At 61.4% G+C, this 25,037-nt stretch carries 20 protein-coding genes; 13 read left to right on the top strand and 7 right to left on the bottom strand.

Features of this window, described 5'->3' with window-relative positions:
• Nucleotides 1-26 precede the first annotated feature (26 nt).
• The 9 genes from YP76_RS14615 (at nucleotide 27) to YP76_RS14580 (ending at nucleotide 11,404) form a co-directional block, all read left to right on the top strand.
• Nucleotides 27-1,457, top strand: coding sequence for an aldehyde dehydrogenase family protein (locus YP76_RS14615; protein WP_046764329.1), 1,431 nt, complete (start codon nucleotides 27-29; stop codon nucleotides 1,455-1,457).
• Nucleotides 1,458-1,506: 49 nt separating this feature from the next.
• Nucleotides 1,507-2,469, top strand: coding sequence for a cyclase family protein (locus tag YP76_RS14610; protein ID WP_046764328.1), 963 nt, complete (start codon nucleotides 1,507-1,509; stop codon nucleotides 2,467-2,469).
• A gap of 66 nt (nucleotides 2,470-2,535) precedes the next feature.
• Nucleotides 2,536-3,342, top strand: coding sequence for a 3-ketoacyl-ACP reductase (locus tag YP76_RS14605; protein WP_046764327.1), 807 nt, complete (start codon nucleotides 2,536-2,538; stop codon nucleotides 3,340-3,342).
• Nucleotides 3,343-3,411: 69 nt separating this feature from the next.
• On the top strand, nucleotides 3,412-4,179 hold the full coding sequence (locus tag YP76_RS14600; RefSeq protein WP_046764326.1) for an IclR family transcriptional regulator: 768 nt from the start codon (nucleotides 3,412-3,414) through the stop codon (nucleotides 4,177-4,179).
• 152 nt (nucleotides 4,180-4,331) lie between these two features.
• Entirely contained in the window at nucleotides 4,332-4,562 is a 231-nt protein-coding gene (locus tag YP76_RS27840) for a hypothetical protein (protein ID WP_157035793.1), read from the top strand.
• Nucleotides 4,535-6,280, top strand: coding sequence for an acetolactate synthase catalytic subunit (locus YP76_RS14595; RefSeq protein WP_046764325.1), 1,746 nt, complete (start codon nucleotides 4,535-4,537; stop codon nucleotides 6,278-6,280). Before YP76_RS27840 ends, YP76_RS14595 begins: the two co-directional genes overlap by 28 nt.
• 10 nt (nucleotides 6,281-6,290) lie before the next feature.
• Nucleotides 6,291-7,787, top strand: a complete 1,497-nt coding sequence (locus YP76_RS14590; RefSeq protein ID WP_046764324.1) for an NAD-dependent succinate-semialdehyde dehydrogenase — start codon at nucleotides 6,291-6,293, stop codon at nucleotides 7,785-7,787.
• A 55-nt stretch (nucleotides 7,788-7,842) separates the two neighbouring features.
• A complete protein-coding gene (locus YP76_RS14585; RefSeq protein WP_046764323.1) occupies nucleotides 7,843-8,763 on the top strand; it encodes an alpha/beta hydrolase in 921 nt (306 codons plus the stop codon).
• A gap of 304 nt (nucleotides 8,764-9,067) precedes the next feature.
• A complete protein-coding gene (locus YP76_RS14580; protein ID WP_046764322.1) occupies nucleotides 9,068-11,404 on the top strand; it encodes a TonB-dependent receptor in 2,337 nt (778 codons plus the stop codon).
• 114 nt (nucleotides 11,405-11,518) lie between these two features.
• Here the strand turns inward: YP76_RS14580 and YP76_RS28275 are convergent, their stop codons facing one another.
• Complete coding sequence (locus tag YP76_RS28275; RefSeq protein ID WP_198147502.1) at nucleotides 11,519-11,740, bottom strand: hypothetical protein; 222 nt, start codon at nucleotides 11,738-11,740, stop codon at nucleotides 11,519-11,521.
• Between the two features lie 49 nt (nucleotides 11,741-11,789).
• Between YP76_RS28275 and YP76_RS14575 the strand changes: the two genes are divergently transcribed.
• Complete coding sequence (locus YP76_RS14575; protein WP_198147501.1) at nucleotides 11,790-12,800, top strand: alpha/beta fold hydrolase; 1,011 nt, start codon at nucleotides 11,790-11,792, stop codon at nucleotides 12,798-12,800.
• A 133-nt stretch (nucleotides 12,801-12,933) separates the two neighbouring features.
• Here the strand turns inward: YP76_RS14575 and YP76_RS14570 are convergent, their stop codons facing one another.
• The 6 genes from YP76_RS14570 to YP76_RS14545 form a co-directional block, all read right to left on the bottom strand.
• Nucleotides 12,934-13,833 (bottom strand): LysR family transcriptional regulator, encoded by a 900-nt coding sequence (locus YP76_RS14570; protein ID WP_046764320.1) that lies wholly within the window; start codon nucleotides 13,831-13,833, stop codon nucleotides 12,934-12,936.
• Nucleotides 13,834-13,977: 144 nt separating this feature from the next.
• Complete coding sequence (locus YP76_RS14565; RefSeq protein WP_046764319.1) at nucleotides 13,978-14,385, bottom strand: RidA family protein; 408 nt, start codon at nucleotides 14,383-14,385, stop codon at nucleotides 13,978-13,980.
• A 567-nt stretch (nucleotides 14,386-14,952) separates the two neighbouring features.
• Nucleotides 14,953-15,843 (bottom strand): SDR family NAD(P)-dependent oxidoreductase, encoded by an 891-nt coding sequence (locus YP76_RS14560; protein WP_046764318.1) that lies wholly within the window; start codon nucleotides 15,841-15,843, stop codon nucleotides 14,953-14,955.
• 39 nt (nucleotides 15,844-15,882) lie between these two features.
• Nucleotides 15,883-17,424: a class I adenylate-forming enzyme family protein gene (locus YP76_RS14555; protein WP_046764317.1), complete on the bottom strand. Its 1,542-nt coding sequence runs from the start codon at nucleotides 17,422-17,424 to the stop codon at nucleotides 15,883-15,885.
• Nucleotides 17,425-17,490: 66 nt separating this feature from the next.
• Complete coding sequence (locus YP76_RS14550; RefSeq protein WP_046764316.1) at nucleotides 17,491-19,821, bottom strand: TonB-dependent receptor; 2,331 nt, start codon at nucleotides 19,819-19,821, stop codon at nucleotides 17,491-17,493.
• A 228-nt stretch (nucleotides 19,822-20,049) separates the two neighbouring features.
• The gene (locus YP76_RS14545) at nucleotides 20,050-21,312 is read right to left on the bottom strand and encodes a TetR/AcrR family transcriptional regulator (protein ID WP_084733182.1); all 1,263 of its coding nucleotides are present in this window, start codon (nucleotides 21,310-21,312) and stop codon (nucleotides 20,050-20,052) included.
• A gap of 239 nt (nucleotides 21,313-21,551) precedes the next feature.
• Between YP76_RS14545 and YP76_RS14540 the strand changes: the two genes are divergently transcribed.
• The 3 genes from YP76_RS14540 to YP76_RS14530 are packed head-to-tail and all read left to right on the top strand — an operon-like array spanning nucleotide 21,552 to nucleotide 25,009.
• Complete coding sequence (locus YP76_RS14540) at nucleotides 21,552-23,006, top strand: aldehyde dehydrogenase family protein (RefSeq protein WP_052757448.1); 1,455 nt, start codon at nucleotides 21,552-21,554, stop codon at nucleotides 23,004-23,006.
• A gap of 6 nt (nucleotides 23,007-23,012) precedes the next feature.
• Nucleotides 23,013-23,789, top strand: coding sequence for an SDR family oxidoreductase (locus YP76_RS14535; protein ID WP_046764315.1), 777 nt, complete (start codon nucleotides 23,013-23,015; stop codon nucleotides 23,787-23,789).
• A 47-nt stretch (nucleotides 23,790-23,836) separates the two neighbouring features.
• Nucleotides 23,837-25,009, top strand: a complete 1,173-nt coding sequence (locus YP76_RS14530; protein WP_046764314.1) for an acetyl-CoA C-acyltransferase — start codon at nucleotides 23,837-23,839, stop codon at nucleotides 25,007-25,009.
• Nucleotides 25,010-25,037: the final 28 nt, after the last annotated feature.

Raw genomic sequence — 25,037 nt, 5'->3', positions numbered from 1 at the left:
CCCGGAACACAGAGAGGAACTGCCCGATGAGATTCGACAATTTCGTGATGACCATCAACGGCCGGAAAGTCACCGGCGGCGCTGGCCTCGATGTGCTGAACCCCGCGACGGAGGAAGTCATCGCCAGGGTGCCGGACGCCAGCAAGGCGCAGCTCGATGAGGCGGTTGCCGCCGCCAAGGCGGCCTTTCCCGCATGGGCGGCGCTCTCCATGGACGATCGGCGCAAGAAAATTCTCGCGATCGCCGGCCGATTGCAGGAAAACAAGGCCGAGCTGGCCCGGATCTTCACCGCCGAGCAGGAGCGTCCCCATGGCGGGGCCGAATGGGAAGTCGATGTAGCCTCTCAATGGTGCCATGGCGTGGCCCAGTTCGATCTGCCCGTCGAGGTGATCGAAGACAGTGAGGAGCGGCGGGTCGAGGTGCGTCATACGCCCATCGGTGTCGTCGGTGCGATCGCGCCGTGGAACGCGCCTTTGCTCATGGCGATCTGGAAGATGGCGCCGGCGCTGCTGGCGGGCAATTGCATGGTGCTCAAGCCTTCGCCCTTCACGCCGCTGACCACGCTGAAGCTCGGTGAACTGCTGCTCGACATCCTGCCGCCCGGTGTGCTCAACATCGTTTCCGGCGGCAATGAGCTGGGACAGTGGATCACGGACCATCCGGATATCGGCAAGGTCTCCTTCACCGGGTCCACGGCCACCGGCAAGCGCGTGATGGAGAGCGCGGCCAAGACGCTGAAACGGGTGACGCTGGAACTGGGCGGCAACGATGCCGCGATCGTGTTGCCCGATGTCGATCCCAAGGCGATTGCGCCGGCTTTGTTCTGGGGCGCGTTTTTCAACAGCGCGCAGGTATGTGTCGCGATCAAGCGCCTCTATATCCACTCCAGCATCTATGACGCGGTCGCGCGCGAGCTGGTCGAGTTCGCCAGGACCGTGACCGTCGGCGATGGTTCGCAGCAGGGCGTCGATCTCGGTCCGGTCCAGAACAGGATGCAGTTCGAAAAGGTCAAGGATCTGCTCGATGACGCGCGTGCCAATGGGCAGAAGTTCCTGCTTGGCGGCGAAGTGTCCGACAGCCCTGGCTATTTCATTCCGATCTCGATCGTCGACAATCCGCCGGAGAAGTCGCGCGTGGTGACGGAAGAGGCCTTTGGTCCGGTGCTGCCGTTGCTGAAATATGATGATCTCGACGATGTGATCGCGCGCGCCAATGACAGCGAGTCCGGGCTGGGTGGATCGGTCTGGTCCAACGATGTCGACAAGGCGCGGGAGATCGGCCAGCGTTTGCAGACCGGCACCGTCTGGATCAACGAGATGTTCGCATTCCTTCCCAACGCGCCCTTTGGCGGCCACAAGCAATCCGGCGTGGGTGTGGAGCACGGGATGGAAGGCCTGCTGGAGTTCACCAACACGCAGACCATCACGAGCAGAAGATTGACCCCCGTCGCCGGATGATCGCCCGCTGCTCCAGTGCCCGCTACCCTAATGACTGTGAGATAGAGACATGACGCATGAGGTTTCCCCCGCGGTATCGGAATTGTTGAAGGATTGTCCGAAGAACTGGGGGAAATGGGGGGCGGACGACGAAGTCGGCGCGCTCAATTATCTGGGGCCGCAGCAGGCGCTCGCCGCCCTGGGCTCCGTGCGATCCGGCAAGGTGTTCACCTTGCAGTTGCCGATGGCGGATCCCAAGGGCGATCCGGTATGGCCGGGCCGCAGGGGCGCCGAACGCAGCCAGGTGATCGACGAGGGGCACTGGCTGTGCGGCAAGGCTCCCCAGTTTCCTGGCGGCCAGCATTATGCCGACGATATGATTTCCGCCTATCTCCAGGGCTCCACGCAATATGACGCGCTGGGTCACGTCTGGTATGACGGGCAGCTCTACAACGGATATGATGCCAGATCGACCATCGGCGGGCTCGACAGGGCCAGTGTGCAGCCGATCGGGGAAAAGGGCGTTGTCGGGCGGGGCGTCCTGCTCGACATTGCCCGGCTGCGCGGCAAGGAGTGTCTCGACAAGGGCGAGACCTTTACGCACGAAGATCTGCTGAAAGCCGCGGAGGTGCAGGGCACGGAAATATGCAAGCGCGATATCGTCGTCATCCGGACCGGCTTCCTCGAATCCTTTTACCGGCTGGGCGCCGACGAATTCTACAAGGACTTCATCGAGCCGGGCCTTACCTATTCCCCCGAGTTGGTCGACTGGTTCCACAAGATGGAGATTCCCAATCTGGTGACGGATACCATCGCCAACGAGGTAACCGTTGACCCTGTAAACGGCGCGTTGCTCATTCTCCATGGAGCGCTCATGCGCAATCTGGGTGTGACGTTTACCGAACTGGCGGGGTTGGGCAAGCTGGCGGCGGATTGCGCCGAGGACGGCCAGTGGGATTTCCTCTATGTCGCAGCGCCGCTCAAGGTCGTGAACGGCACCGGGGCACCGGTCAATCCCGTCGTCATCAAGTGAAAGCTGAATGAACCCGTTCGCCGCTCGCGCGAAAGACGCGGACGGACGGATAGCCGGAGAACCGCTATGTCGGACATGGAACATGATCGTCCTGGAACTCGCCCCGTCGCGATCGTCACCGGGGGCTTGCAGGGCCTCGGTCTGGGCGCCGTTCTAGAACTGGGCAAGTCGGGGTTCGATGTGGCGATCGTGGACCTGCCCGATGCGCCCGTCATGCCGGCCGAGCTTTCACAGGTTGAAGCGGCAGGGGGGCGCTGCCGCTATTATCAGATGGACATCAGCGATCTGGCGCGTCACGGCCCCGTGCTGGATGCGATCGATGCCGATTTCGGCAGGTTGGACTGCCTCGTCAACAATGCCGGTATTGCGGCGCGCCCCCTGACCGATCTGCTGGAATTGCAGCCGGATGCATTCGACAAATCGGTCGACATCAACCTTCGCGGCACCTTTTTCCTGACGCAGGCCTTCGCGAAGGCGCTGCTGTCGGCGGGGAAGGCTGCGCCGGAAAGCTACAAGTCGATCATCATCATAACGTCCATAGCGGCCGAGCTTTCCTTCACCGACCGCTCGCAATATTGCGTCACCAAGTCGGCCCTGTCCATGGTCACCAGGCTCTTCGCGGCCCGGCTGGGCGCAGCCGGAATCCATGTCCACGAAATCCGGCCCGGTTTGATGGAAACGCCGATGACTGCAAAAGTCGGAAACGATACGATCGCCAGGCTGATCGCGGACGGCGTCGTGCCTCTTCCCAGGCAGGGGCAACCGGAGGATGTGGGCAAGGCCGTGGCGGCGCTGGCGGCGGGCGCGCTCCCCTACATGACCGGCCAGCCGATCTGGACGGCGGGTGGGCTCAACATTGCGCGGATTCTGTGAGCGCAGGCGAAAGTTCATTAATTGAAAAAATGCGTTCTCGGAACAGGGCATTTGTTCTAGAGCAGGGGTATGGACAACAATTACACGTTGCAAACCGTAGAACGCGCGATCGCCTTCCTGGAATATGTGGCGAACGCAGCAACGCCGCCGAATATCAAGGATGTTTCGGCTGCCCTGAACCTCAACATCACCACCTGCTATCATCTGCTGCGAACGCTCGCGGCCAAACAGTATATCGAGCGCAATGAGCATGGCGGGCTGGAATTGGGGGGCGGTGTCGAGGTGCTGATCCGCGGTTATCAGCGTTTTCAGGATATCGAGAAGTCCTTGTCCGAAATCGTCAAGCGCCTTGCGGCGGAGACGATGGAAAGCGCGGTGTTCTCGCGCCGGGAGGACAATAATGTGGTCCTCAAGCTGCTTGTGGAAGGGTCGCATCGGCTCCGCGTTTCGGGCTTGAGCGTCGGTCTGCGAGGCAACGAGCATCAACGCGCGTCCGGCAAGGTCGTGTTGGCGCATCTCGATCCCAAAACCCGCGCGGCGATGTTGGAAGCCAGTGTTTCCGCACTGCCGGAAAAGCAAAGGAAGGGCATCGTAAAAGCGCTGGAAAAGGAATTTCCGCAGATCGTGGAGCGCGGCTGGGCATCCGACGAACAGACCGAGCAGGGAATCATCGCCATCTGTGCGCCGCTCTTCGATTCATCCGGTGCGATCTTCGGAGCCATCGGTATCGTGACGCCGACCTTCCGGCTCGAAAACGCACGCGAAAAATTCTTCAGCGCGATCCAAAATGCGGCAGCCGATGCCAATGCCCTGCTGAAAAACATTCCCGCAGGTTAGCGGTTCGACCGCTTTCTTGCCTTCCTGACGCGTGTCTGTCCGATCCCGGTCGTATTTCCGACCGTGGCGTGACGCGTCGGTGGCGCCGGATGTGACGCCGAAGCCGCCTTGCGCAGCGGCACGATGAAGGGCCGATCGCTTCTCGGTTAACCGTGCCCCGCGCTTCGGTCGTCATCGCGACCGCCAAGCTCGATTCCTTTGAGCAGCAGGCCTGCGCCGCCGCCGCTATCCCCGGTGTATCCCGCAAAGGTATTTCATTATATGAAATAATTCATTATTTCCATGTGACACTTTACAGCCTGCATTGCCTGTCATATAATGCAATAAAATCAAATAATGAAATAAAGGATGTTGCATGGCTGATAGTGTTGCAGACGCGATAGCCGCCGCGCTGGTGCGCCACGGCGTCAAAAGCGTTTTTGCGCAAAGCAACCCGACGGCGCTGATGCTGGCGGTGGAAAAGGCAGGCATTCGCCAGCTTCTGTATCGGACTGAGAATGCGGCGGGCGCCATGTCCGACGCCTATTCCCGCGTTTCCGGTCGCATTGGTGTGGTTGCTGCGCAGAACGGTCCGGCGGCGTCGCTGATGGTCGCCCCGATGGCGGAGGCGTTGAAGGCGTCCATCCCCATGCTGGTCCTGGTGCAGGAGGTTCCCGCATCGCAACGCGATCGCAACGCCTTTCAGGAATATGATCATTTTGCCTTGTTCGCCGGGTGCGCGAAGTGGATCCGCAGGCTGGACGATCCTGATCGCGCCGCGGAATATGTCGATCTCGCGATGATTGCCGCCAACAGCGGACGCCCCGGACCGGTGGTTCTGCTGCTGGCCAAGGACATGCTGATGCAGCCGTCCCATACCAGGACGGCGGCGCGCAAGCAGGATCTTGGCAGCTTCCCGCTGGACAGGCCACGACCGGAGGGTGCCGCCGTTCAGCAGGCGGCTGCGTTGCTGGCGATCGCCAGGTCACCGATCGCGATCGTGGGGGGCGGTGTTCACGGCGCGCAGGCGACCGCAGAGCTGGCCGCGCTGATCGATGTCGTCGAAATCCCCGTGGCGACGACCTTCATGGGCAAGGGCGCGGTGGATGAAACCCATCCGCTGTCCATGGGCGTAGCAGCCAATATCGTCGGCAAAAATGGTCCGGCGGCGGCGCATCGTGGTTTGATGCGGGATGCCGATGTCGTCCTGTTCATCGGCACGCGCACGAATGAGAACGGCACGGATGCCTGGTCGCTGACCTCGCCCGACGCGACCTACATCCATATCGATGTCGATCCGCAGGAAATCAGCCGCAATTATGAGGCCGTGCGACTGCTGGGCGATGCGCGCTCGGCGATTGGCGATCTGACCGAGGCGCTCAAGGCCCAGGACTTGACGAAGCGCCGGAGCGCGGCGGCCCCGCTCAAGGCCGCCATCGTGCAGGCACGGGAAGAGCGGCTCAAGGCGATCGCGCCGGAGCTCCAGTCCGATGAAAAGCCTTTGCTGCCGCAGCGGCTGATGGGCGATCTCGATGCGCTGCTGACGCCGAACGACATCGTCGTTGCCGATGCCAGCTATTCGTCCGTATGGGTGACGGCCTATCTGACCGCGCAGGCCGCCGGGCAACGCATACTCACGCCGCGCGGGCTGGCCGGTCTCGGGTGGGGCCTGCCCTATGCGATGGGCGCCAAATTGGCGCGTCCGGACGCGAGGGTGGTTGGCATTGTCGGTGATGGCGGTTTTGCCCATGTGTGGGCGGAACTGGAAATGGCCGTTCGTGAGGATATTCCGCTCACGCTTATCGTGCTCAACAATTCCCAGCTCGTGATGCAGAAGCATGGCGAAGCACTAGGCTTTGGTCGCACGACGACCGGGATCGGGTTTGCCGAGGTCGATCATGCCGCGGTCGCCCGCTCTGTCGGCGCTGAAGGCGTAAGGATCGAGGAGCCCGCCGATTTCGCCCCGGCGCTTGAAAAAGCCATGAATTCTGGGAAGGTCACTGTGCTCGATGTCATCAGCAGTGCCACGGCGATAGGGCCGCTGCGCATCTTTGATGGACAAGAGGAAAAAATGGATATCGAGCCCGCGCCACGCCCGTCGCGCCCGTTAGAGCGGGCGTGAGGAGTCAGGCATGAGCAATGATGAGCCAGCGGCTGTGGCGGAAAGGGAGGTGAGCCTGCTCGCGTCCCTGCCATCCGGGTTGTTTATCGGCGGACGCTGGATCAAGGCCGTCGAGGGCCGTTCGTTCACGGTCCATGACCCGGCCACGGGCGCTCCGCTAGCGTCGGCCGCTGACGCATCGCCATTGGACGCGATGGACGCACTTGCTGCCGCCGATCGGGCGCAGAAGGGCTGGGCAGGGCAAAGCACCCGCGCGCGCAGCGACATCTTGCGGCACGCCTTTGACCTTCTGATCGGGCGGGCGGACGATTTTGCCCTGTTGATTTCGTTGGAAATGGGCAAGTCGCTTAAGGAGGCGCGAGGCGAAGTCGCCTATGCGGCGGAGTTTCTGCGCTGGTTTTCCGAAGAGGCAGCCCATGTACATGGTCGCTACCAGGTGGCGCCGAACGGCGGTTTGCGCCACCTGATCAGCAAACGGCCGGTTGGGCCATGCCTGCTCATCACGCCATGGAATTTCCCCTTGGCCATGATCACCCGAAAGGTGGGACCAGCCGTCGCCGCGGGTTGTACCATGGTCCTGAAGCCGGCCGAACTGACGCCGTTGACCGCCCTGCTGTTCGCGTCGCTCATGCAGGAAGCCGGGCTGCCCGACGGCGTGCTCAATGTCGTCACGACGACCCGGTCGCACGACGTGATGATGCCCTTGCTTGCGGATAAACGGCTGAAGAAAATCTCCTTCACCGGATCGACACGGGTGGGGCGCATATTGTTGGCGGCCGCGTCCGCCAACATCCTGCGCACGTCGATGGAGTTGGGGGGTAACGCGCCGTTCCTGGTCTTCGAGGATGCCGATCTCGACGCCGCGGTGGAAGGCGCCATGCAGGCCAAGCTCAGGAATATCGGACAGGCCTGTACCGCCGCAAACCGCTTCTATGTTCATGAGACCCTGGCCGCCGAGTTCACGCGGCGCCTGCACGCGAAATTCTCTTCGCTTCGCATGGGGCGCGGGGCCGGTGGAGATGATGTCGTCGGCCCGATGATCAGCGGCAAGGCGCGCGAGGATGTGCACAGGCTGGTCACCGAGGCTATAGAAGACGGGGCGACGCTCATCACCGGCGGCTTCGTTCCCGGCGGGCCAGGCAATTTCTATCCGCCCACGATCATGTGCGACATCGATCCGGCCTCCCGCATCGCTTCGGAAGAGATATTCGGTCCGGTCGCGGCCATCAGCCGCTTCGCGAGCGAGCAGGAAGCGATCGAACAGGCGAACGCGACAGAATATGGGCTCGCATCCTACGCCTATACGCGCGACCTGAGCCGTGCTCTGCGCCTGCAGGAGCAGATCGAGGCAGGCATGTTGGGCATCAATACCGGCCTGATTTCCGATCCTGCCGCGCCGTTTGGCGGCATCAAGCATTCCGGTCTGGGAAGCGAGGGCGGAGTCGAAGGAATCGAGGAATATTTGACCACCCATTATGCGGGAATTGGACAAATGGAGGTCGCCTGAAATGCCGGGCCGCGCTTGGTAGGATAACGCGGACCTGTGGTGAGAGGAAAAGAATATGCCGTTGAATGAAGCAACGCTGCAACGCATCGAGGACTGGAAGGCGATTGCATTTGAATTCGCTCCCCTGCTGATGGGGGAAGCCGTCGATCCGGCCGTCGTTGCCGACCTGCGCAAGCGCTACAATGATTTTCTGGCCCGCGATCCGGCGCCAGAGGGAGTTCGTTTTTCCGAAGTGGATATGGGCGGAGTGCGCGGGGTTCTTGCGACGCCCGAGGAAGTGAAGGGCAGCCGTACGCTTCTCTATCTCCATGGCGGCGGGTATTTCAGCGGCGGGCCGGACGGCTATCATGGTATAGCGGGCCATTATGCGAAAATGCTGGGGGCCCGCGTCTACATGCCGGACTACCGCCTAGCGCCCGAACACCGCTTTCCCGCGCCGCTGGATGATAGCATCACCGCTTACAAATGGCTGGTCGACACGGTGGGCGATGCGTGCCACATCGCCATATCCGGGGATTCCGCAGGTGGCGCGATGACCGTATCCCTGATGGTGCGCGCGAACCGCGCTGGCATTCCCCTCCCGGCAGGTGGCGTTGCGATCTCGCCCTGGTGCAATCTGGAAATGAATAACCCGTCTTACCAGACGCGTGACGGCATCGATCCGCTCTGCACGCGGGACATACTGGTGCTGATGGCCCGCGCCGCCCTTGGATCGATCCGGCCCAACGATCCGGACGCCTCGCCGGTCTATGCCGACGTCCGCGGATTGCCGCCGCTACTCATCCAGATTGGCGAAAGTGAGGTGATGCTGGACGACAGTATCCAGCTCGCCAATCACCTTGCCCAGAATGGCGTGCGCACCAGCCTGGAAGTGTGGCCAGGCATGTTCCACGTCTGGCCGGTCTTTTCCAGCATCGTGCCCGAAGGAAGGCAGGCGCTCGAGAATGGCTGCGCCTTTCTCGAGCGCCTGTTTTGACGGAGGTCTGACGCATTTTGATATTTCAATATATGAATTAAATTTGATATTTGATATTTTAAGATAGTTTGTGCTATACCCGCCAAGTGGCGGGGCTTGGGAGTCCGTCGGCGGAACAATGAAAACCCGTCATCTCGACAGGTAGGAAATCGGATTCGGAGCGAGCGGAGGTGCTTCGCAACGTCAGGGTGCGCGCCTTGGCGAACCCTTGGTTTCATCCCGGTTTCCGGTCGAAACCAAAGCCCGGCTGCACGCTCGAGAGACAAGCGAGCGGAGTGACACAATGAACAGAATGGGAGGATATATGTTGGAACAGCGTAATCACATCAAGGCGGTCGCCAGCCGCATCGGCATAGCGGCGCTGCTTGCGCTCAGCCCCGCCGGGCAGGCGTTTGCGCAAGAGGAAGCCGCCACCGACGATGGCGGCATCGCCGAGATTATCGTCACGGCTCAGAAGCGCGGCGAAAATGTTCAGAAGGTTCCGATCGCCATTACGGCGCTCAGCGGCGATATTCTGGCGCAACAGGGCGTCCGCAACAGTCTCGACCTGACCAAATCCGTGCCGGGTCTTCAGATCAACCAGCTTTTCCAGGCGTCGAACCCGACGATTTTCCTGCGCGGCGTCGGCGTCAATGACTATAACGCCGCATCGTCCGGTGCGATCGGCATTACAGTCGACGAAGTGTTTCTCAACTCGGGCGTCGGTGCGCTTTTCGCCGTGTTCGACGTTGATCGGGTCGAAGTGCTGAAAGGGCCGCAGGGCACGCTTTATGGCCGCAACACGACCGGCGGCGTCATCAACTATACCACCAAGCGTCCGACCTTTAAGCCGGATTTTTCTGCATCGGTGACCGGCGGACGTTTCGACCAGATCTTCCTCGATGCCGCTGGCGGCGGCGCCATCATTCCCGATAAACTTGCCGCGCGCGTATCCGTCACCGTCAAGAAGCGCGACGGCTGGGCCGTGAATCTTCAGGATGGCCGCGATATCAACGGCATCAATAGCTATGCCGGACGCCTGCAATTTCTGTTTACGCCGACTGACATGATCGAGATTCATAACAAGATCGAGGGCGGCAGGAGCAAATCGTCGGCGCTGGGTCACCAGTCGCTCGGCACCTTCAATCCCACCGCAAATCGGCCGTGCACTGGTCCAGAAATTCTTGCCCGCACGATCTGCGTCAACCCGATCAGCGGTTATCGGGCAAATGAGAATATCGACGAGTTCAACACCGATGTCCTGAACAATTCGGAATCTCTCGTAAACTTTGCCGATCGCTTGCAGATGAGCTGGAAGGGCGACAGCATCAGCGTGACGTCCGTCACTGGCTACGTCTGGAACAAGCGCAAGCTTAATCAGGACCAGGATTACTCGCCCTTTGCCGTCGCCTCCAGCCCGATCTGGACCGAGAAATCCGAACAGTTCAGCCAGGAACTGCGTCTGGCTTCCAATGGTGACGGACCGCTCAAGTGGGTTGCCGGCCTTTATTATCTGCGCGAAACTCTGCACAGTTTGACGGACTTCAGCGTGCTGCGCATGTTCAATCCGGACCCCACACAGCCCTATTTCGATCCCAGCATCCCGGTTGTCTATCTGGAGCGCGATTTCGCCCAACGCACGACCAGCAAGGCCATCTTTGCGCAGTTCGATTATCAGCTTTCCGACAAGCTCACCATGACTGCCGGTCTGCGTTACACCGATGATAAGAAAAAGCTGCGGTTCCAAACCTACGGCGGTCCGGTAAACGCAGACAGCAATTCGCAGGCGCGGTTGACACAGCGTCTCGTCGGCTTCGTCGATTCCGACCCCGCAAGTCTGGCGGTGGATGGCCCGGCTCGACGGGTGACGACGCTCAGAAAGCCGACCTGGCGTCTCGCGCTGGCCTACCAGGCGACGCCGACCGTCAATACCTACGCCAGCTATTCGCGCGGTGTGCGTGCGGGGGGTTATAATACAGGCGCCCTGTTCAACGATCTGGAATTCAACGCGGTCGATTCCGAGGCGATCGATGCCTTTGAAGTCGGCCTGAAGACCGATCTGCTGAACCGCCGCCTACGCTTCAACGCGGCTGCCTTCTATTATGATTACCGCAACATGCAGGTGTTCGGCATTGAAGGAAATCCCAATGGCGGCGTGCCGCTACAGCGGCTGCAGAATGCGGACGCCGAGATTTACGGCGCTGAAGTTGATATCCACGCGCGACCGGTGCGTGGCCTCGACCTGAATTTCGGTGCGGCCTATGTGCATGCCGAATATGCGAAGTTCATGGATGCCATCCGCGGTGATCTCAAGGGCAAGAGCCTCGACAAGGCTCCGCGCTGGCAGTTGACGGGCGGTGCGACCTACAGCACCGAACTCAGTGCGGACTGGACGGCCCGCATCGGTGCGGACTTCTCATACCAGTCGAAGGTCTATTTCAGCCCGAACAATGTTTCACCCATGGTCAGCGAAGGTCGTGGGGAAGTGAACCTGAACGCTGGAATACGGCACAGCTCGGGTTTCGACATCTCTGCCTTCGTGCGCAATGTCGGGAATAAGCGTTACCTCACCGATATGAACGACCTGTCGAGTCTGGGCTTTTATTTCCCGGTATACAACGAACCGCGCACATATGGTCTGACGCTGCGTTACTCCATGTAACGTCCGGACGGAATAGGAGCGCGCAATAGAGCGATTTCCAGTCAGATGGGATTATCTGACGGTTAAGAAATCACGGTAAAAGAAAGAAATAGAGCGTTTTCCGATCTCATTCAATCAGATCGGGAACCGCTCTGATCTCACCTGCGGGTCGGTCTTACGGTCGGCCCGCCTTTCTCCTGGTTGAGGCGACGATATGGAAACCGGTTTCTGGACGTTCGACAGAGCGGCAGCGGTGCGTGCTGCGCTCGACTCTTCGCGCGAGTGGCGTGCAACAGCGAAATATTTTTCGATGGCGATCCGGCTATCCGATGGAATCTCTTCGATCATCTTGGACATTCGGAACGGCGCGCTTTCGACAGTGGGGACGGGTGACAGGGACACGGCCATGAGCGTGTCCGGTCCACGGAGGGATTGGGAACAGGTGGCGGCAGGCGAACTCGATTGGTTTCAGGCGGTGACGCCCGGGTACGGCGCCATGACCGTCGAGGGCGACCCCGTGTTCGTCATGCGCAACGTCAAGATCTGCTGGCTTCTCTTCGATGCCATTGCCAGGAGCGGTGGAACGCGGCTGCCGCGGCAGTTTTCCCCCGCGCCTCTGTCCCCTCCGTGCGCGAGGACAGGGCGCTATCTCGAACTGGACGGGACCGACATCTATTATGAAGAGGCAGGCAGCGGTCCTGCAATTCTGTGCATCCATGCGGCAAGTCAGGACAGCCTGATGTATCGTCACGTGCTGGCCGCTCTGTCGGACCGCTATCGCGTGATCGCCGTCGACGCGCCGGGGCACGGTAAGAGCATGATGCCGGAGCGGGGGCCTTTATCGGATTTGACCGCTCATGCCGAATTCAACGAACGCTTTATCGAGCGGCTGAGTCTGGATCGTCCCGTCATCATCGGCTGTTCGATGGGCGGCAATCTGGTACTGGAACTCGCGGCGCGGCGGCCGGGGCGCTACGCTGCCGTCATTTCCTGCGAGGGAGCGGACCATACGCCGGGCCTGGACGATTTCGTTCTCGATATGCTGATGGTCAACGGGCACCAGTTGCTGGAATGCTATTCCCAGTCGCTGACCGGCAAGCGCACCTCACCCGACCGGGCGCGGGAAGTGATATGGCAACTCTGCCGCTCCACGCCCGACATCATGCGAGCCGACCTCGGCGGCTATGCAGGGTTCGACAAAAGGACAGCCATGGGCGACATCATCGATCCCACGCTCCTCATTCGTGGTTCGGACGACTGGCTCGTCACGCAGCAACAGGTCGATGCCACCGCAGGCCGCATCGCCGGGAGTGAAGTCGCGATACTGGATGGTACGGGCCATTATCCGATGATCGAGAATCCCGTCGAATTCAATGCCGCTGTCCGCTCGTTCCTCAACCGGCACGATATCGTCTGACCGCTGCGGCCCGTCCGGAGTCGGCAGCGGAATGGCATCGGCCGGTCAAATCAGGGCCGCCCGCCAGCCGGCTCGCTCAAAACTCATCGGGCTTCGTGGCGATCGTAGCGGCGACCAGCCCCGCGCCGGATGATCAGTTGCGATCGGCCATGTTCCGGATGATCCAGTCCATGAAGGTGCGGACGCGCGGTTCGATGAATTTCCTGCTCGGATATATCAGCACGATATTGACCGAGTCATGGATGCCGGGAAGAACCGGGCACAGGCTACCTGTTGCGATATGTCGTTCCACCAGAAATTCCGGCAGCAAGGCGATCCCCAGTCCCTGCGCTGCGGCATCCCGGATAGCTTCGCCGCTGTCCAGTCTCAGGCGGCTGCGACCGGCTGCCCTGACGAGGCTTCCGTCTTCGATCCGCAGGCGCCAGGCCTGTTTCCGCGTCTTGCTGCTGAACAACAGGCATTCGTGCCGGGCAAGGTCCTGGACAGTGACCGGCTCGCCGCGCCGTTCGAGATAAGCGGGCGACGCGCACATCAGAACCTTGTACGAGGCGATGACGCGGGAGATGAGGCGACTGTCGGAATGGGTGACGCCGATGCGTATGGCAAGGTCGAACCCTTTCTCGACGATGTCCACGACCCGATCGGTGAGGGAGACCTCCACCTGCACATGGGGCCAGGCCTCCATATAATCCTTGAGCAGTGGAAGGATGACCAAGCGGCCGAAGGCGTCCGGGATGGTCATGCGCAGCAAACCGCGCGGTGTGCCTGCGTTGCCCGCAACGCTGGATTCCGCCTCGTCCACGGCCGCCAATATCCGAAGGCCATGGTCGTAAAAGGCGCGTCCCTCATCGGTGAGGCTGAGTTTCCGGGTGGTCCGGGTCAGCAGTCTGACCCCCAGTCGTTCCTCCAGGCGGGCAATGGCCTTGCCGGCGGCCGACCGGGTCAGTCCCATTGCCTGTCCCCCGCTGACGAAGCTTCCCGCATCGGCAATGGCCATGAAGACGAGAATGTCGTTCAATTTGCTACGCGACATCGGATTTTGCGCCTCGTTCGACGATCAAGCGGGGCGCGGATGCCCACCCGGTCCGGTATATAAAAATATGTGCGACAGGCATATGCCCGTCGCACATGATGAACCGGATCGTCAAGAACCGGAAATCGGTGGCTATTGCTCCCCTCAACCGGGTATGCGTACCGTCATCTCGATTTCCAGTTGCAGTTCGGGCCCGGCCAGTGCGGCGACGCCGATGCCCGTCAGGCTCGGCTGGTTCCCGTCGAACAGGGCATGGACGTGCGGCCACAGTTCGCCCAGCCGTTCGTCCGTCAGATCGGTCATGTAGACCCGCGCGATCACGATGTCCTTGGCGGTGGCGCCGACCGCCTGTAGCGCGGCGCGGCAGTTCCGTACGACGATCTCCGCCTGTCCGCCCAGCGTGGAAGGGATGGGCTGGCCATCGACGGACCATGCAACCTGACCGGAAATGAAGGCGAGCTTACCCGGCTCCACGATGGAAATCTGCGAATAGCCCACTGCGCCCGCGTCGGGCAGGGACGGGGGGTTCATACGGCTAATGTCAGTTGTCATCTCAGGTCTCGCCTTGTTATGAATTATCGGATGCCAGAAGTTCGTTTCGCCGCCGCGGCCAATGTACGCTGATTGGCCTGGAGCAGGTTTACGTGCGGCTGTTGACCGGATCGGATGCCTTCGACTCCTCCCGGGCTTGAGCGACGTCTGTTTAGTCGGCAATTCCAAATGCTGATACTGCTAGATGCATGGCCGCTATATACCCGTAATTGCGTACGCCTCTTCTTATCTCTCTGCTCGGAAGCTTCCGTTCGCCAATGCAGGAAGATTAAGCCATTTCTGCTCCGTCCTGTAACGACCTTTTGTCGAATCAGTGTCGAATTAAATTCGACAACGCAACTGCGCTATCTGATGGACGAACAGGCGAGGCACACCGCCTTGATCCGCCGGGAAGCGGGGAAGAGAAATATCTTGCCTGGGCGAGGGGGCGTTTCGCAAAGATCTGAGCGAGCTTGCGGAAAGCGGAAAATAGTCGGTTGGCGCCATGATTGACGGAAAGCCCGTCACGGGTTCATCTCTTGAACGGCTCTAAGCGTCATACGCGGGTTGCGCCAAAGAAAATTGCGCTCAATGGGGTTCGGCCAGACCATGCCCGTGTCCGGACAGGACGGCATCGACTTGGGCATTTCCGCTTTGCGGCACGATATCCCCGATCCGTGATGTGATGCCCTCCCAATTTTCCCGTATCTGGCCGATGTCCATGACCTGGTTCTGATATTTCATGCCTTGGGTCATTGTGACGTTAGCGGCATAGATATACCCGCCTCCGGCGCCGATAATCACGTTGCGAGGCGCGGTATCGCTGACGAGATGCAGCGCAGCCGGAACCACGAGTTCGGGCTCGAATATCGGTATCATCTCGTCAGTAAGGATGGACTCGGTCATGGCGGTAGCGGCGATTGGCGCAATACAATTGCAGATGATCCCGTATCTCTCCCCCTCCAGGGACAGCGTTTTCGCCAGCCCTACCAGCCCGAGCTTGGCGGCCGCATAATTGGATTGACCAAAATTACCGAAGAGACCGCTTGAGGAAGTGGTCATGAGGATACGGCCATAGTTGCGCTCGCGCATTCCGTCCCAAAAGGCCTTGGTGACGAGGAAGGCACCGTTCAGATGGATCGTCAGCACATCCGTCCAATCCTCGATGGTCATCTTGGAGAAAGTACGGTCGCGCAGGATGCCAGCATTGTTGATGACGATGTCGATGCCGCCCCATTCGCGGTTAATGCGGTCCGCCATGTCCGTCACGCCGGCAGGATCGCTGACCGAACAGCCGATTGCCATCGCTGTGCCCTGCGTGGTCAGGATCTCGTTCGCCACGTTACCCGCCGCGCGCTCGTCGACATCATTGACGACGACCTGAGCGCCCAGTCGCGCGAGGCCGATGGCATAGGCACGCCCTAATCCTGTGCCGGCTCCGGTTACCAGAGCCCGCCTACCCGCAAAACTATTTGTCATCACACCATTCCCCTCAAAATCATCGCGATGTCGCGCGCGTCACGCCGTCCCATGCATGGTGACAAAATGCTCGCTCAACTGCGCCTTGAGCACCTTCCCCAATGCGTTGCGCGGCAGCTCATCCGTCAGCACCAGGGCGTGGATTCGCTGCATCCTGCCCAGTCGGTCATTTGCCCAGTCTCGGATCGCATCGGCGTCGACGCCCGGCGAAACCGCGATGACAAAGGCGACCGGCGTCTCACCCCAGCGTGTGGACGGGACGGCCACGACCGCGACGTCGGCGACCTGCTCATGACCCAGGAGCACGGTCTCCAGATCGCTGGGGTAAATATTGAACCCCCCGGAAATGATCATATCCTTCTTGCGACCACATATGACAAGGAAGCCGTCCGCATCGAAGCGCGCCAGATCCCCCGTCCGGAAATAAGGCGCGCCGTCCGGTCCCACCCAACGGGCAGCCTCGGTCAAGTCCGGGCGACCGTGATAATGGGTCATAGAGGATGCCGAACGGCCCACGACCTCGCCCACCTCTCCGGCTGCGACCTCCTTTCCGTCCTCCCCAATCAACCGGACATCATGACCGGGCACTGGGTAACCGACCGTGTGCAGTTTCGAGGGGTGGTCATGCGCGAACAGGAGCGTCGATCCACCGCCTTCGGTCAGGCCGTAGAATTCGATCAGCCCACCGGGCCATCGATCGAGTATCGCGCGCTTCTCCTCCGCAGCGAGATAGGCGGAAGTGACATATTTCATCCGGTAATCGCGAAGATCGAAGCTGTCGAAGTCCGGTCTCGCCAGAATTCGCCTGAACTGGACCGGGACGAGCATAGCGTGCGTGACCCGGTGCCGCTCCGACAGTTTCAGGAAAAGCTCTGCGTCGAACTTTTCCATCAACAGCAAGGTGCCTCCTGCCGCCAGCGTCGGGAAAACGGCCGTCAACGTGGTGTTCGAATACAGCGGTGTCGAGATCAGCATGACGGCATCGCTGTCAAAGCCGAGGAGTTGCGCCTGCGAATAGACGCCCGCGCGGAAGCGGTGCGAATGCACGATGCCCTTAGGCGCGCCGGTCGTGCCGGAGGAATAGATGAGATTGAATTCTGTGTCGGCGTCCGGGCGGGGGAAGGGCTGACCCTGCCCGCCCTCGGCTGCGATCCAGTGCGCCCATGCTTCCCCGGGAAGATCGGGCGACAAGGTGATGACGCGGATATCGCTGTCCTTCAATCCTGCAATGAGTTCGGCCGGACAGGGCGCACCGATAAGCAAATGGGTCGGACCGCTGTCCCGGATCATCCTGTCCAACTGGCCCACCGCGGCCGCGACCGGAAGCGGCACCGCTGCCATCCCGTTTCGCAGCGCTCCGAGGAAGGCGATAAGATATTCGGCGCTGGTGGCGGCGCAGATCGCCATGCGATCGCCCCGCCCCGCTCCATCCCGCCGCAGAGAGGCCGCTGCCCGGTCAACCAGGACATCCAGCTCGCCATAACCGATGTGACGATCGTCAATGAGGATGGCCGGGCGCTCGGGGGCAGAACGCGCGTGCTCGGCGATCAGCTCGGATAGAAAAATCACGTCGTTGCTCATGAACCTGCCTGCTGCCCCGTCATGGCTTCCTGAGAAGGACCCTGCCAATATGCGCGCGCCGTCATGTCAGGGCCGATAGCTGATCGAGACGCCCACGGTGCGTGGCCTGTCCTGATAGCGAAAATAGTCGTCGATAGTACGGAACACCGTGTTCCACCGCAGCACATTGAACACATTGGAAACCCACACCGTCCCCCGCCAGCGGCCGTCGGCGGCCTGCAGGCCAGCGCGCAGATCGATCACCGTATAAGGTTTGATGCGGAATTCCGTAGCCGGCACGGCCTTCGTCGCCAGGCTGCCATTGTCGGCGCTGTGATAGACCAGCCCGCCGCCGACCAGCGCCTGCGTGTCGCCGCCGATGGCCCAATCATATTCGGCATCGCCGACCACCGTATATTTGGGTGCGAAGGGTATGCGTGCGCCCTTGGCGTCGATCTGCACGCCGTCCGAATTATAGGTTTCCGACGTGCCCGGAATGGTGGAGATGCTGCTGGTGATCTTCGTGTCCAGGTAGGTGGCGCCCACTGACGCGTTCAAGCCCCGGATCGGACGCATCTGCACTTCCGCCTCCAGGCCGAACACGCGTGATTTCGGCACGTTGATCTCCCGCTCCAGCTTACCGAAGGCGTTGAGCACGGTGCCACGGATCTGCTTGTCTTTATAGTCATAGTAGAAGGCGGACGCATTGACCTGTAGCGCGCGGCCCGCGATCGGGGCCTTCACCCCGACCTCATAGGCGTCCAGCCGCTCGCGTACGGCGGGATCATATTGGGCGGACTGCACCGCCGCGACATTGGGCAAAATGCCCTGCTTGAAGCCCCGGCTGACCGTCGCATAGACCAGCGTGCCGTTGTCCAGCTTATAGTCCAGGCCCAGCCGCCAGGACACATTGCCTTCCGACAGGCGCAGCGGGACCGGCCCCGGATTGACATTGTCATCCAGCGTGACGCAGTCCCCCGGCCCGATCGGGACCGCCGACCCCTTGATGCTCGCCTGAATGGCCTCGAACAGGAAGCCCAGTTCGTTCGACGGCAGGTCGTCGAACGTGCATCCGACGCCCGTCGTCTTGTTGTGCGTGTAGCGAAGACCGGCCCGCGCCGACAGGCGGTCGGTCAGCCGATAGTCCAGATTGCCGAAAAACGCATAGGTCTCGTTCTTCTGCGCGATGGATGCGTGCGCGTCCTGATAGGCGGGAAGGCCGGGGATGATCACGCGATTGGACACGATCCGCTGGTCATACCGGATATGATCGTCCGACTTCACATGCTCATAGCTGGCGCCGACGATCCAGTTCAGCGGGCCGGCGTCCCCGCTCAGGCGCAGTTCCTGGTTGAAGGATTTGACGAACCCGAAATGCAGGATGTTCTGATAGGGGAAAGGCGTACCCGAAAAGGGCAGTTGCTCGTCGGCCTTCGCCTTCTGATAGGAAGTGATGGACGTCAGCTTGGCACTGTCGCTCAGGTTCAGATCGCCCCGCAACGCGACCTGGTAGAAACTGTTGTCGCGATCGGGATAGCCCTCCGGCCAGTCCGCGTCGCGCGGCCTGCGCGCCGGTTTCGATTGGTCGAATCCCGGCGCGATCAACGCCGGATTGGTCGGCGCGACCTTGATCAGCGACGGCGCCAGGGGATCGCCCTTGTCGATGAAACCGTTGGCGTTGAACGAGAATTTCAGCGTGTCGCTCGGCGCCCAGTCCAGCAGCAACCGCCCCGTCAGGAACCGCGCGTCGCCGAGCTTGTCGTCGCGCGACGTGCTTTTCTGCCACGCGCCCCCCTGCTGCGTCTTCACCGCCAGGCGCGCGCCCAGCGTGGGCGAGATCGGCCCGCTGACAAATCCTTCCAGATCGACCTGCCCGAACTGGTTGAGCGATCCGTTCGCGCCATAGCGGAAGGTCGATGTCGGCTTCGCCGCGATATAGTTGACCGCACCACCAGTAGAGCTTTGGCCGAACAATGTGCCCTGCGGTCCCTTCAGCACCTCGACCCGTTCCAGATCGAGCGTGCCGCCCAGCGTCATGATCGGATAGGCGAGCGGAACCTCGTCCATATAGACGCTGACCGACGGCGCCACCGCGAGCCCGGAATCATACAGGCCGACGCCGCGCAAGGTATAGACGGGGGTGGCATAGGGCGACGGCGTGAAGGTGAAGCCGGGCACCGCCTTCACCAGATCGGCTGCGCTGTCGATCCGGCGCTTCTGCAGGTCCGCGCCACTCAACGCCTGAAGCGACAGGCCCACGCTGTTCATGCTCTGCTCGCGCTTCTGGGCGGTGACGACGATGTCGCCCGGCAGGCTGTCCGTGGCCCTATCCGCTTGCGCGGCGGTTTGTGCCGACGCCATCGACACGATACTGGCGGATGTCGCCAGGAAAAGCGAAATGGTTCGAAAATAGTGCATCTGTCCCCTCCGACCGGCCCAGCCCCGCTGGTGCCCTTATGCGCCTGGTCACGTTGCCTCGATCGAAGCGCCGGACCGTCGAGCAGATCATAGGATCGGCTCTCGGCGCATAAAACATAGTATGTTGTCCAGTTATCAGATCAGGATATGGAGCTTGTCCAATGTGGGGAGCGAACCGCGCGGCGGATGCCGGTCCACATCATCGATGGGCCGACGGAACAGCCCATTTCAGCGCATAAGTCTGGGCTTCAGTCCAAATAAAAACAGGCGTGCGCATAAGTCTGCAATGTCCAGCCCATGCTGCCCCTGGGACATGGTGAAGAAGGTCGGAGAGTTGTTGCGCAGGCCAGCGCCGATTTCCTGCATGAAGGCCATGTCCAGTTTTCGGAATAAGCCGGAATCGATGCCGCGAGCATAACGGCCACGGTTCTTGCCCACCACCTCCTCATGCAATCCGGACATCTGGCGGCGCTGGTCCGGGCTGAGGAAGGCGACGTTCTGGAAGTTGATCTTTGGCCCTATCCTGCTCTCGTGCAGGGCGACCATGGCGCGCATGATATAGACTTCCTCGGCGATGATCCGCCGCACCGGATCGGCTTCCGCCTCGACCTTGCGCAGGACCAGGTCCAGCAGTTCGCCCTCGCGCCGATAGGCCCGTTCCAGACACAGGCGCAGCAGCGTCATCTTGTCGGGCGCATGATGATAGACCGCGCCACGGGTCAGCCCGGCGTCATTGGCGATCGCTTCCATGGAGGAACCGACCACGCCATATTGATTGAAGCTTTGCGACGCGGTGCGCAAAATCCTTTCGCGCCGAAGCGCACGCCGCGCGCGCGGCGTCAGTTCTTCGATCGCCTGCTCAACGTCCCAGGGCTCGCATAGCCATTCCGGCTCCGGGATGTGTCGGGCAAGGACGCCGTGGGTCAGCAGGTCGTCGATGGCGTCGGCGGCCTCCTGTCGCGTATAATAGCTGTTTTCCGAATACCAGTGCGGCATCCAGTCCAGCACCGCGAAGACCGCAAGGCTCGACATATGCGGGTCGCGCGGCGCGATCGTGCCGTCGGCGATGCCGGTCGCGATCAGCCGGGCAAGGCGCTCGACATTCTCCATGCGGCCGCGATGAACGGCATCGCGATGGATTTTCGGCAGCGCATTGAGGTCGGAAAAGACGATCATGCGCGGTTCGCCGGGCCGCAGCCGGCCCCGGACGAAGCGGCGGACCAGTTCCAACCCGTCTATCCCTTGCTCCATCGCGCGGGCAAGTTCCTCGCGATATAGCGTGATGCCTCGGGAAAGGCATTCGAATACCAGTAACTCCTTGTTGGCGAAGTGATGGTAAAGTGCTCCGCTCGTCACGCCGACTTCGGCCGCGACCGCGTCGAGCGTCACTCCGGCAAAGCTCCTGCGATTGAAGAGTCGCGTCGCAGCGGCGAGTATCTCCTCACGCCGCATCTTAGATTTATCGAGCCGCTCTGTCCGTGCCTCAGCCATGAGAAAATTGTACAACTTTCCATGATATGCTCAACCGCGAATGGCTTTATCCCTCATATGTCCCGCTATTCGTGCCATCTAGCAAGCAAATTTACTGAACAATGGACTATGTAGCGAAGGGCGTCAGGGGCGTGATAGCCAAATAGCGATCTCGGTTCCGGAAAAGGGGACCAGATAGCCGCGTCACGGCGAAGAATACCGACCCGCACGGCGGGCGGCAGGATTGAGGAAGGCTTGTCATGGCGATCATCGAGAACAACACGGATATATCCGACCACCTGGCCATCGTCGAACTAAACGCGGCGTTTGCCTCGCAGAAGACAGCGTTTGCCGCTGATCGGGCTCCGAGCGCCGCCACTCGGAAAGCCCGTATAGAGACCATGATGGACATGGTCCGCGCCTATCGCCATTCCATTCATGACGCGCTCGCCGCGGATTTCGGCTCGCACCCCAAGGGCGCGTCGGATCTGATCGAAATGCTCGGCATATTGGGCCGCGCACAATATGCGCTCGATCATCTGGAAGAATGGATGCGTCCGCAACCGCGTCATGCCGACCCGGCGTTGATGGGCCGGTCCGAAGTCTATATCCAGCCCCAGCCAAAGGGCGTGATCGGCAATATCGTGCCATGGAACTTCCCCTTCGACATCGCGCTCGGGCCTATGGTCGACATGTTCGCGGCGGGCAACCGCGTGATGATCAAGCCGTCCGATTACACGCCGGCTTGCGCCGAACTGCTCAAGATCATGATCGGCGAATATTTTCCTGCCGACCTTGCCTATGTCGCCGTGGGCGGTTTGGATCTCGCGCGTGCCTTTTCGAAACTTCCTCTCGATCATCTGCTCTATACGGGCAGTCCCAATGTGGGCCGCGAGATCATGGCCGCCGCGGCGTCCAACCTGACGCCGGTGACGCTGGAACTGGGCGGAAAATGCCCGACGGTGATGACCAGCGGATCAGTCACGCGGGAGAATGTCGACACGGTCATTGGCACCAAGATCATCAAGAACGGCCAGATGTGCATCTCGGTCGACCATGTCTATGTGCCCCGGGAGGATGTCGCGGCCTTCACCGATCATGCGCGCGCCTTCATGGCCGAAGTCGTGCCGGATTATGCCAAAACCAGTGAATGCACCGGCATCATTTCCGACCGTCATCTCGCCCGCTTGTCCGGGATGCTGGACGAGGTCGCCAACCTCGCCTCGGTCGTCACTTTTGAAGAGAACGCCGCGACCGATCCCGAAACCCGCCGGATGCCGATGCATCTGGTGATCGATCCGCCGGCCGATACCGCCGTCATGACGGAGGAGATTTTCGGCCCGATCATGCCGGTCATCCCCTATGACAGCCTGGCCGATGTGATCGACCGGATCAATGCGGGTGAGCGGCCCCTTGCCGTCTATGTGTTCAGCGAGAATGAGAATCAGATCGCACAGGTGCTGGACGAAACGACGACCGGCGGCGCGGCGGTCAATCTTTGTGCCATCCAGGGCGGCCTTCCCTCCCTGGGTTTCGGCGGGACCGGCAGCAGCGGCATGGGCCGCCATCATGGCGAGGACGGGTTCCGCGAGTTTTCCAATCCGCGCGGCGTCGTGGTGAAGAAGGGAGATGTCAATGTCGACCTCTTCTGGTCGCCTTATGACAAGGCCGCCCGACTGGTCGAAGAGACCATGTCGGCCCCCGTTCTGGGCTGAGCGCGCATGACTCTTTCCGATCTTTTCGGCCTCGAGGGGCGGGTCGCGCTGGTCACGGGTGGATCGCGCGGTATCGGCTTGATGATCGCCAGAGCCTTCGCTCGTCATGGCGCCCGCGTCTACATCTCCTCGCGCAAGGCCGACGCCTGTCACCAGGCGGCCGAGCAGATCATGAGCGAGGGAGGTGTCTGCCATGCCTTGCCGCAGGACGTCGCCAGTGTCGAGGGCGCGCGCGCCTTGGCTCACGCCTTTTCGGCGCGGGAAGGGCAGCTCGATATCCTCGTCAACAATGCCGGTGCGGCCTGGGGCGCGCCGATCGATATTTTCCCGGAAAATGGCTGGGACAAGGTGATGAACCTCAACCTGCGCAGTCCCTTCTTCCTGACCCAGGCCCTGTTGCCGGCGCTGCGCGCGGCGGCGGCCGTGCGGCCCGCCAAGGTCATCAATATCGCTTCGGTCGACGGATTGCGGGTCAGCAGCAACGAAACCTATTCCTATCAGGCCAGCAAGGCCGGGCTGATTCATCTGACCCGCAAGATGGCGACGAGTCTGATCGCCGATAATATCTGCGTGACGGCGATCGCGCCCGGCGCCTTCGCTTCCGAATTGAACCGTGCCGCCCGGGACGATCTGGCTTCGGTCCTGCCCATGATCCCGGCGGGGCGTATCGGCAGCGATGAGGACATGCAGGCGGCGGCGCTCTATCTGGCGGCGCGCTCGGGTGACTATCTGGTGGGGACCACCCTGGTGGTCGACGGCGGCGTGACCAGCGCGGCAGGCTGACGCCCCCTCCATCGAGCAGAAATTTCCAACTTCACAAGGAATGCATCATGCGTGACGCCGTGATCGTATCGGCGGCCCGGACCCCCATTGGCCGGGCTTATAAAGGAAGCTTCAACGCCACGCCGGCCCCCACCCTGGCCGCTCACGCCATCCGCGGGGCCGTGGCGCGGGCCGGGATCGACCCGGCCGAGGTCGACGACCTTGTCCTGGGAGCCGCGCTTCAGCAAGGGCATCAGGCGACGATCGGCAGGACCGCCGCGTTGCGCGCCGGGCTCCCGGCGAGCGTTGCGGGCATGTCGATCGACCGGCAATGCGCGTCCGGATTGATGGCCATCGCTACGGCGGCCAAGCAGGTCATCGTCGACCGCATGGACATAGTGGTCGCGGGCGGCGTCGAATCCATCTCGCTGGTGCAGACCGACGCCTTGCGGATCACGGCCGACCCGGAGCTGGAAGCCATGGTGCCGGATATGTACATGCCTATGCTCCACACCGCCGAGACCGTGGCGCGGCGGTACAAGATTTCCCGTGACGCGCAGGATGCCTACGCGCTCCAATCTCAGCAACGAACAGCGCAAGCGCAGCGCGAGGGCCGGTTCGATCGTGAGATCATAGCGGTCGAGACCGAAATGACGGTGCTGGACAAGGCGAGCGGTCAAACTTCGTGCCGAATCGTGCGAATCGACCGAGATGAAGGAAACCGTCCCGAAACGACGGCAGAGGGGCTGTCCTCCCTGCGGCCGGTGGTCGACGGGGGCGTCATCACCGCAGGCAATGCCAGCCAGCTTTCGGATGGAGCGGCGGCGGTCGTTGTCATGGACGCGACGTTGGCGGAGCGGCGCGGTCTCGAACCGCTGGGGCGCTATGTCGGCATGGCGGTGGCGGGGACGAAGCCCGACGAGATGGGCATCGGGCCGGTTTTCGCCGTCCCCAAATTGCTGGATCGGTTCGGTCTGAAAATGGAGGATATCGGACTGTGGGAACTCAATGAGGCCTTTGCAGTCCAGCTTCTCTACTGCCGCGACCAGCTTGGCATTCCGGATGAACGTCTCAATGTCAACGGCGGCGCCATTTCGATCGGTCATCCTTACGGCATGTCAGGCGCCCGCATGGTTGGCCACGCGCTGATCGAGGGGAAACGCCGAGGCGCGCATTATGTCGTCATCACCATGTGCGTGGGGGGCGGCATGGGAGCCGCAGGCCTTTTCGAGGTCGTCTGACACCTGGCACATCATGGGAGGGAGGGAG

It is taken from the genome of Sphingobium chungbukense (assembly GCF_001005725.1).
Lineage (GTDB): Bacteria > Pseudomonadota > Alphaproteobacteria > Sphingomonadales > Sphingomonadaceae > Sphingobium > Sphingobium chungbukense.
The sequence above is the reverse complement of the archived record's forward strand: the minus strand, read 5'-3'. Positions and strand labels throughout refer to the sequence as shown.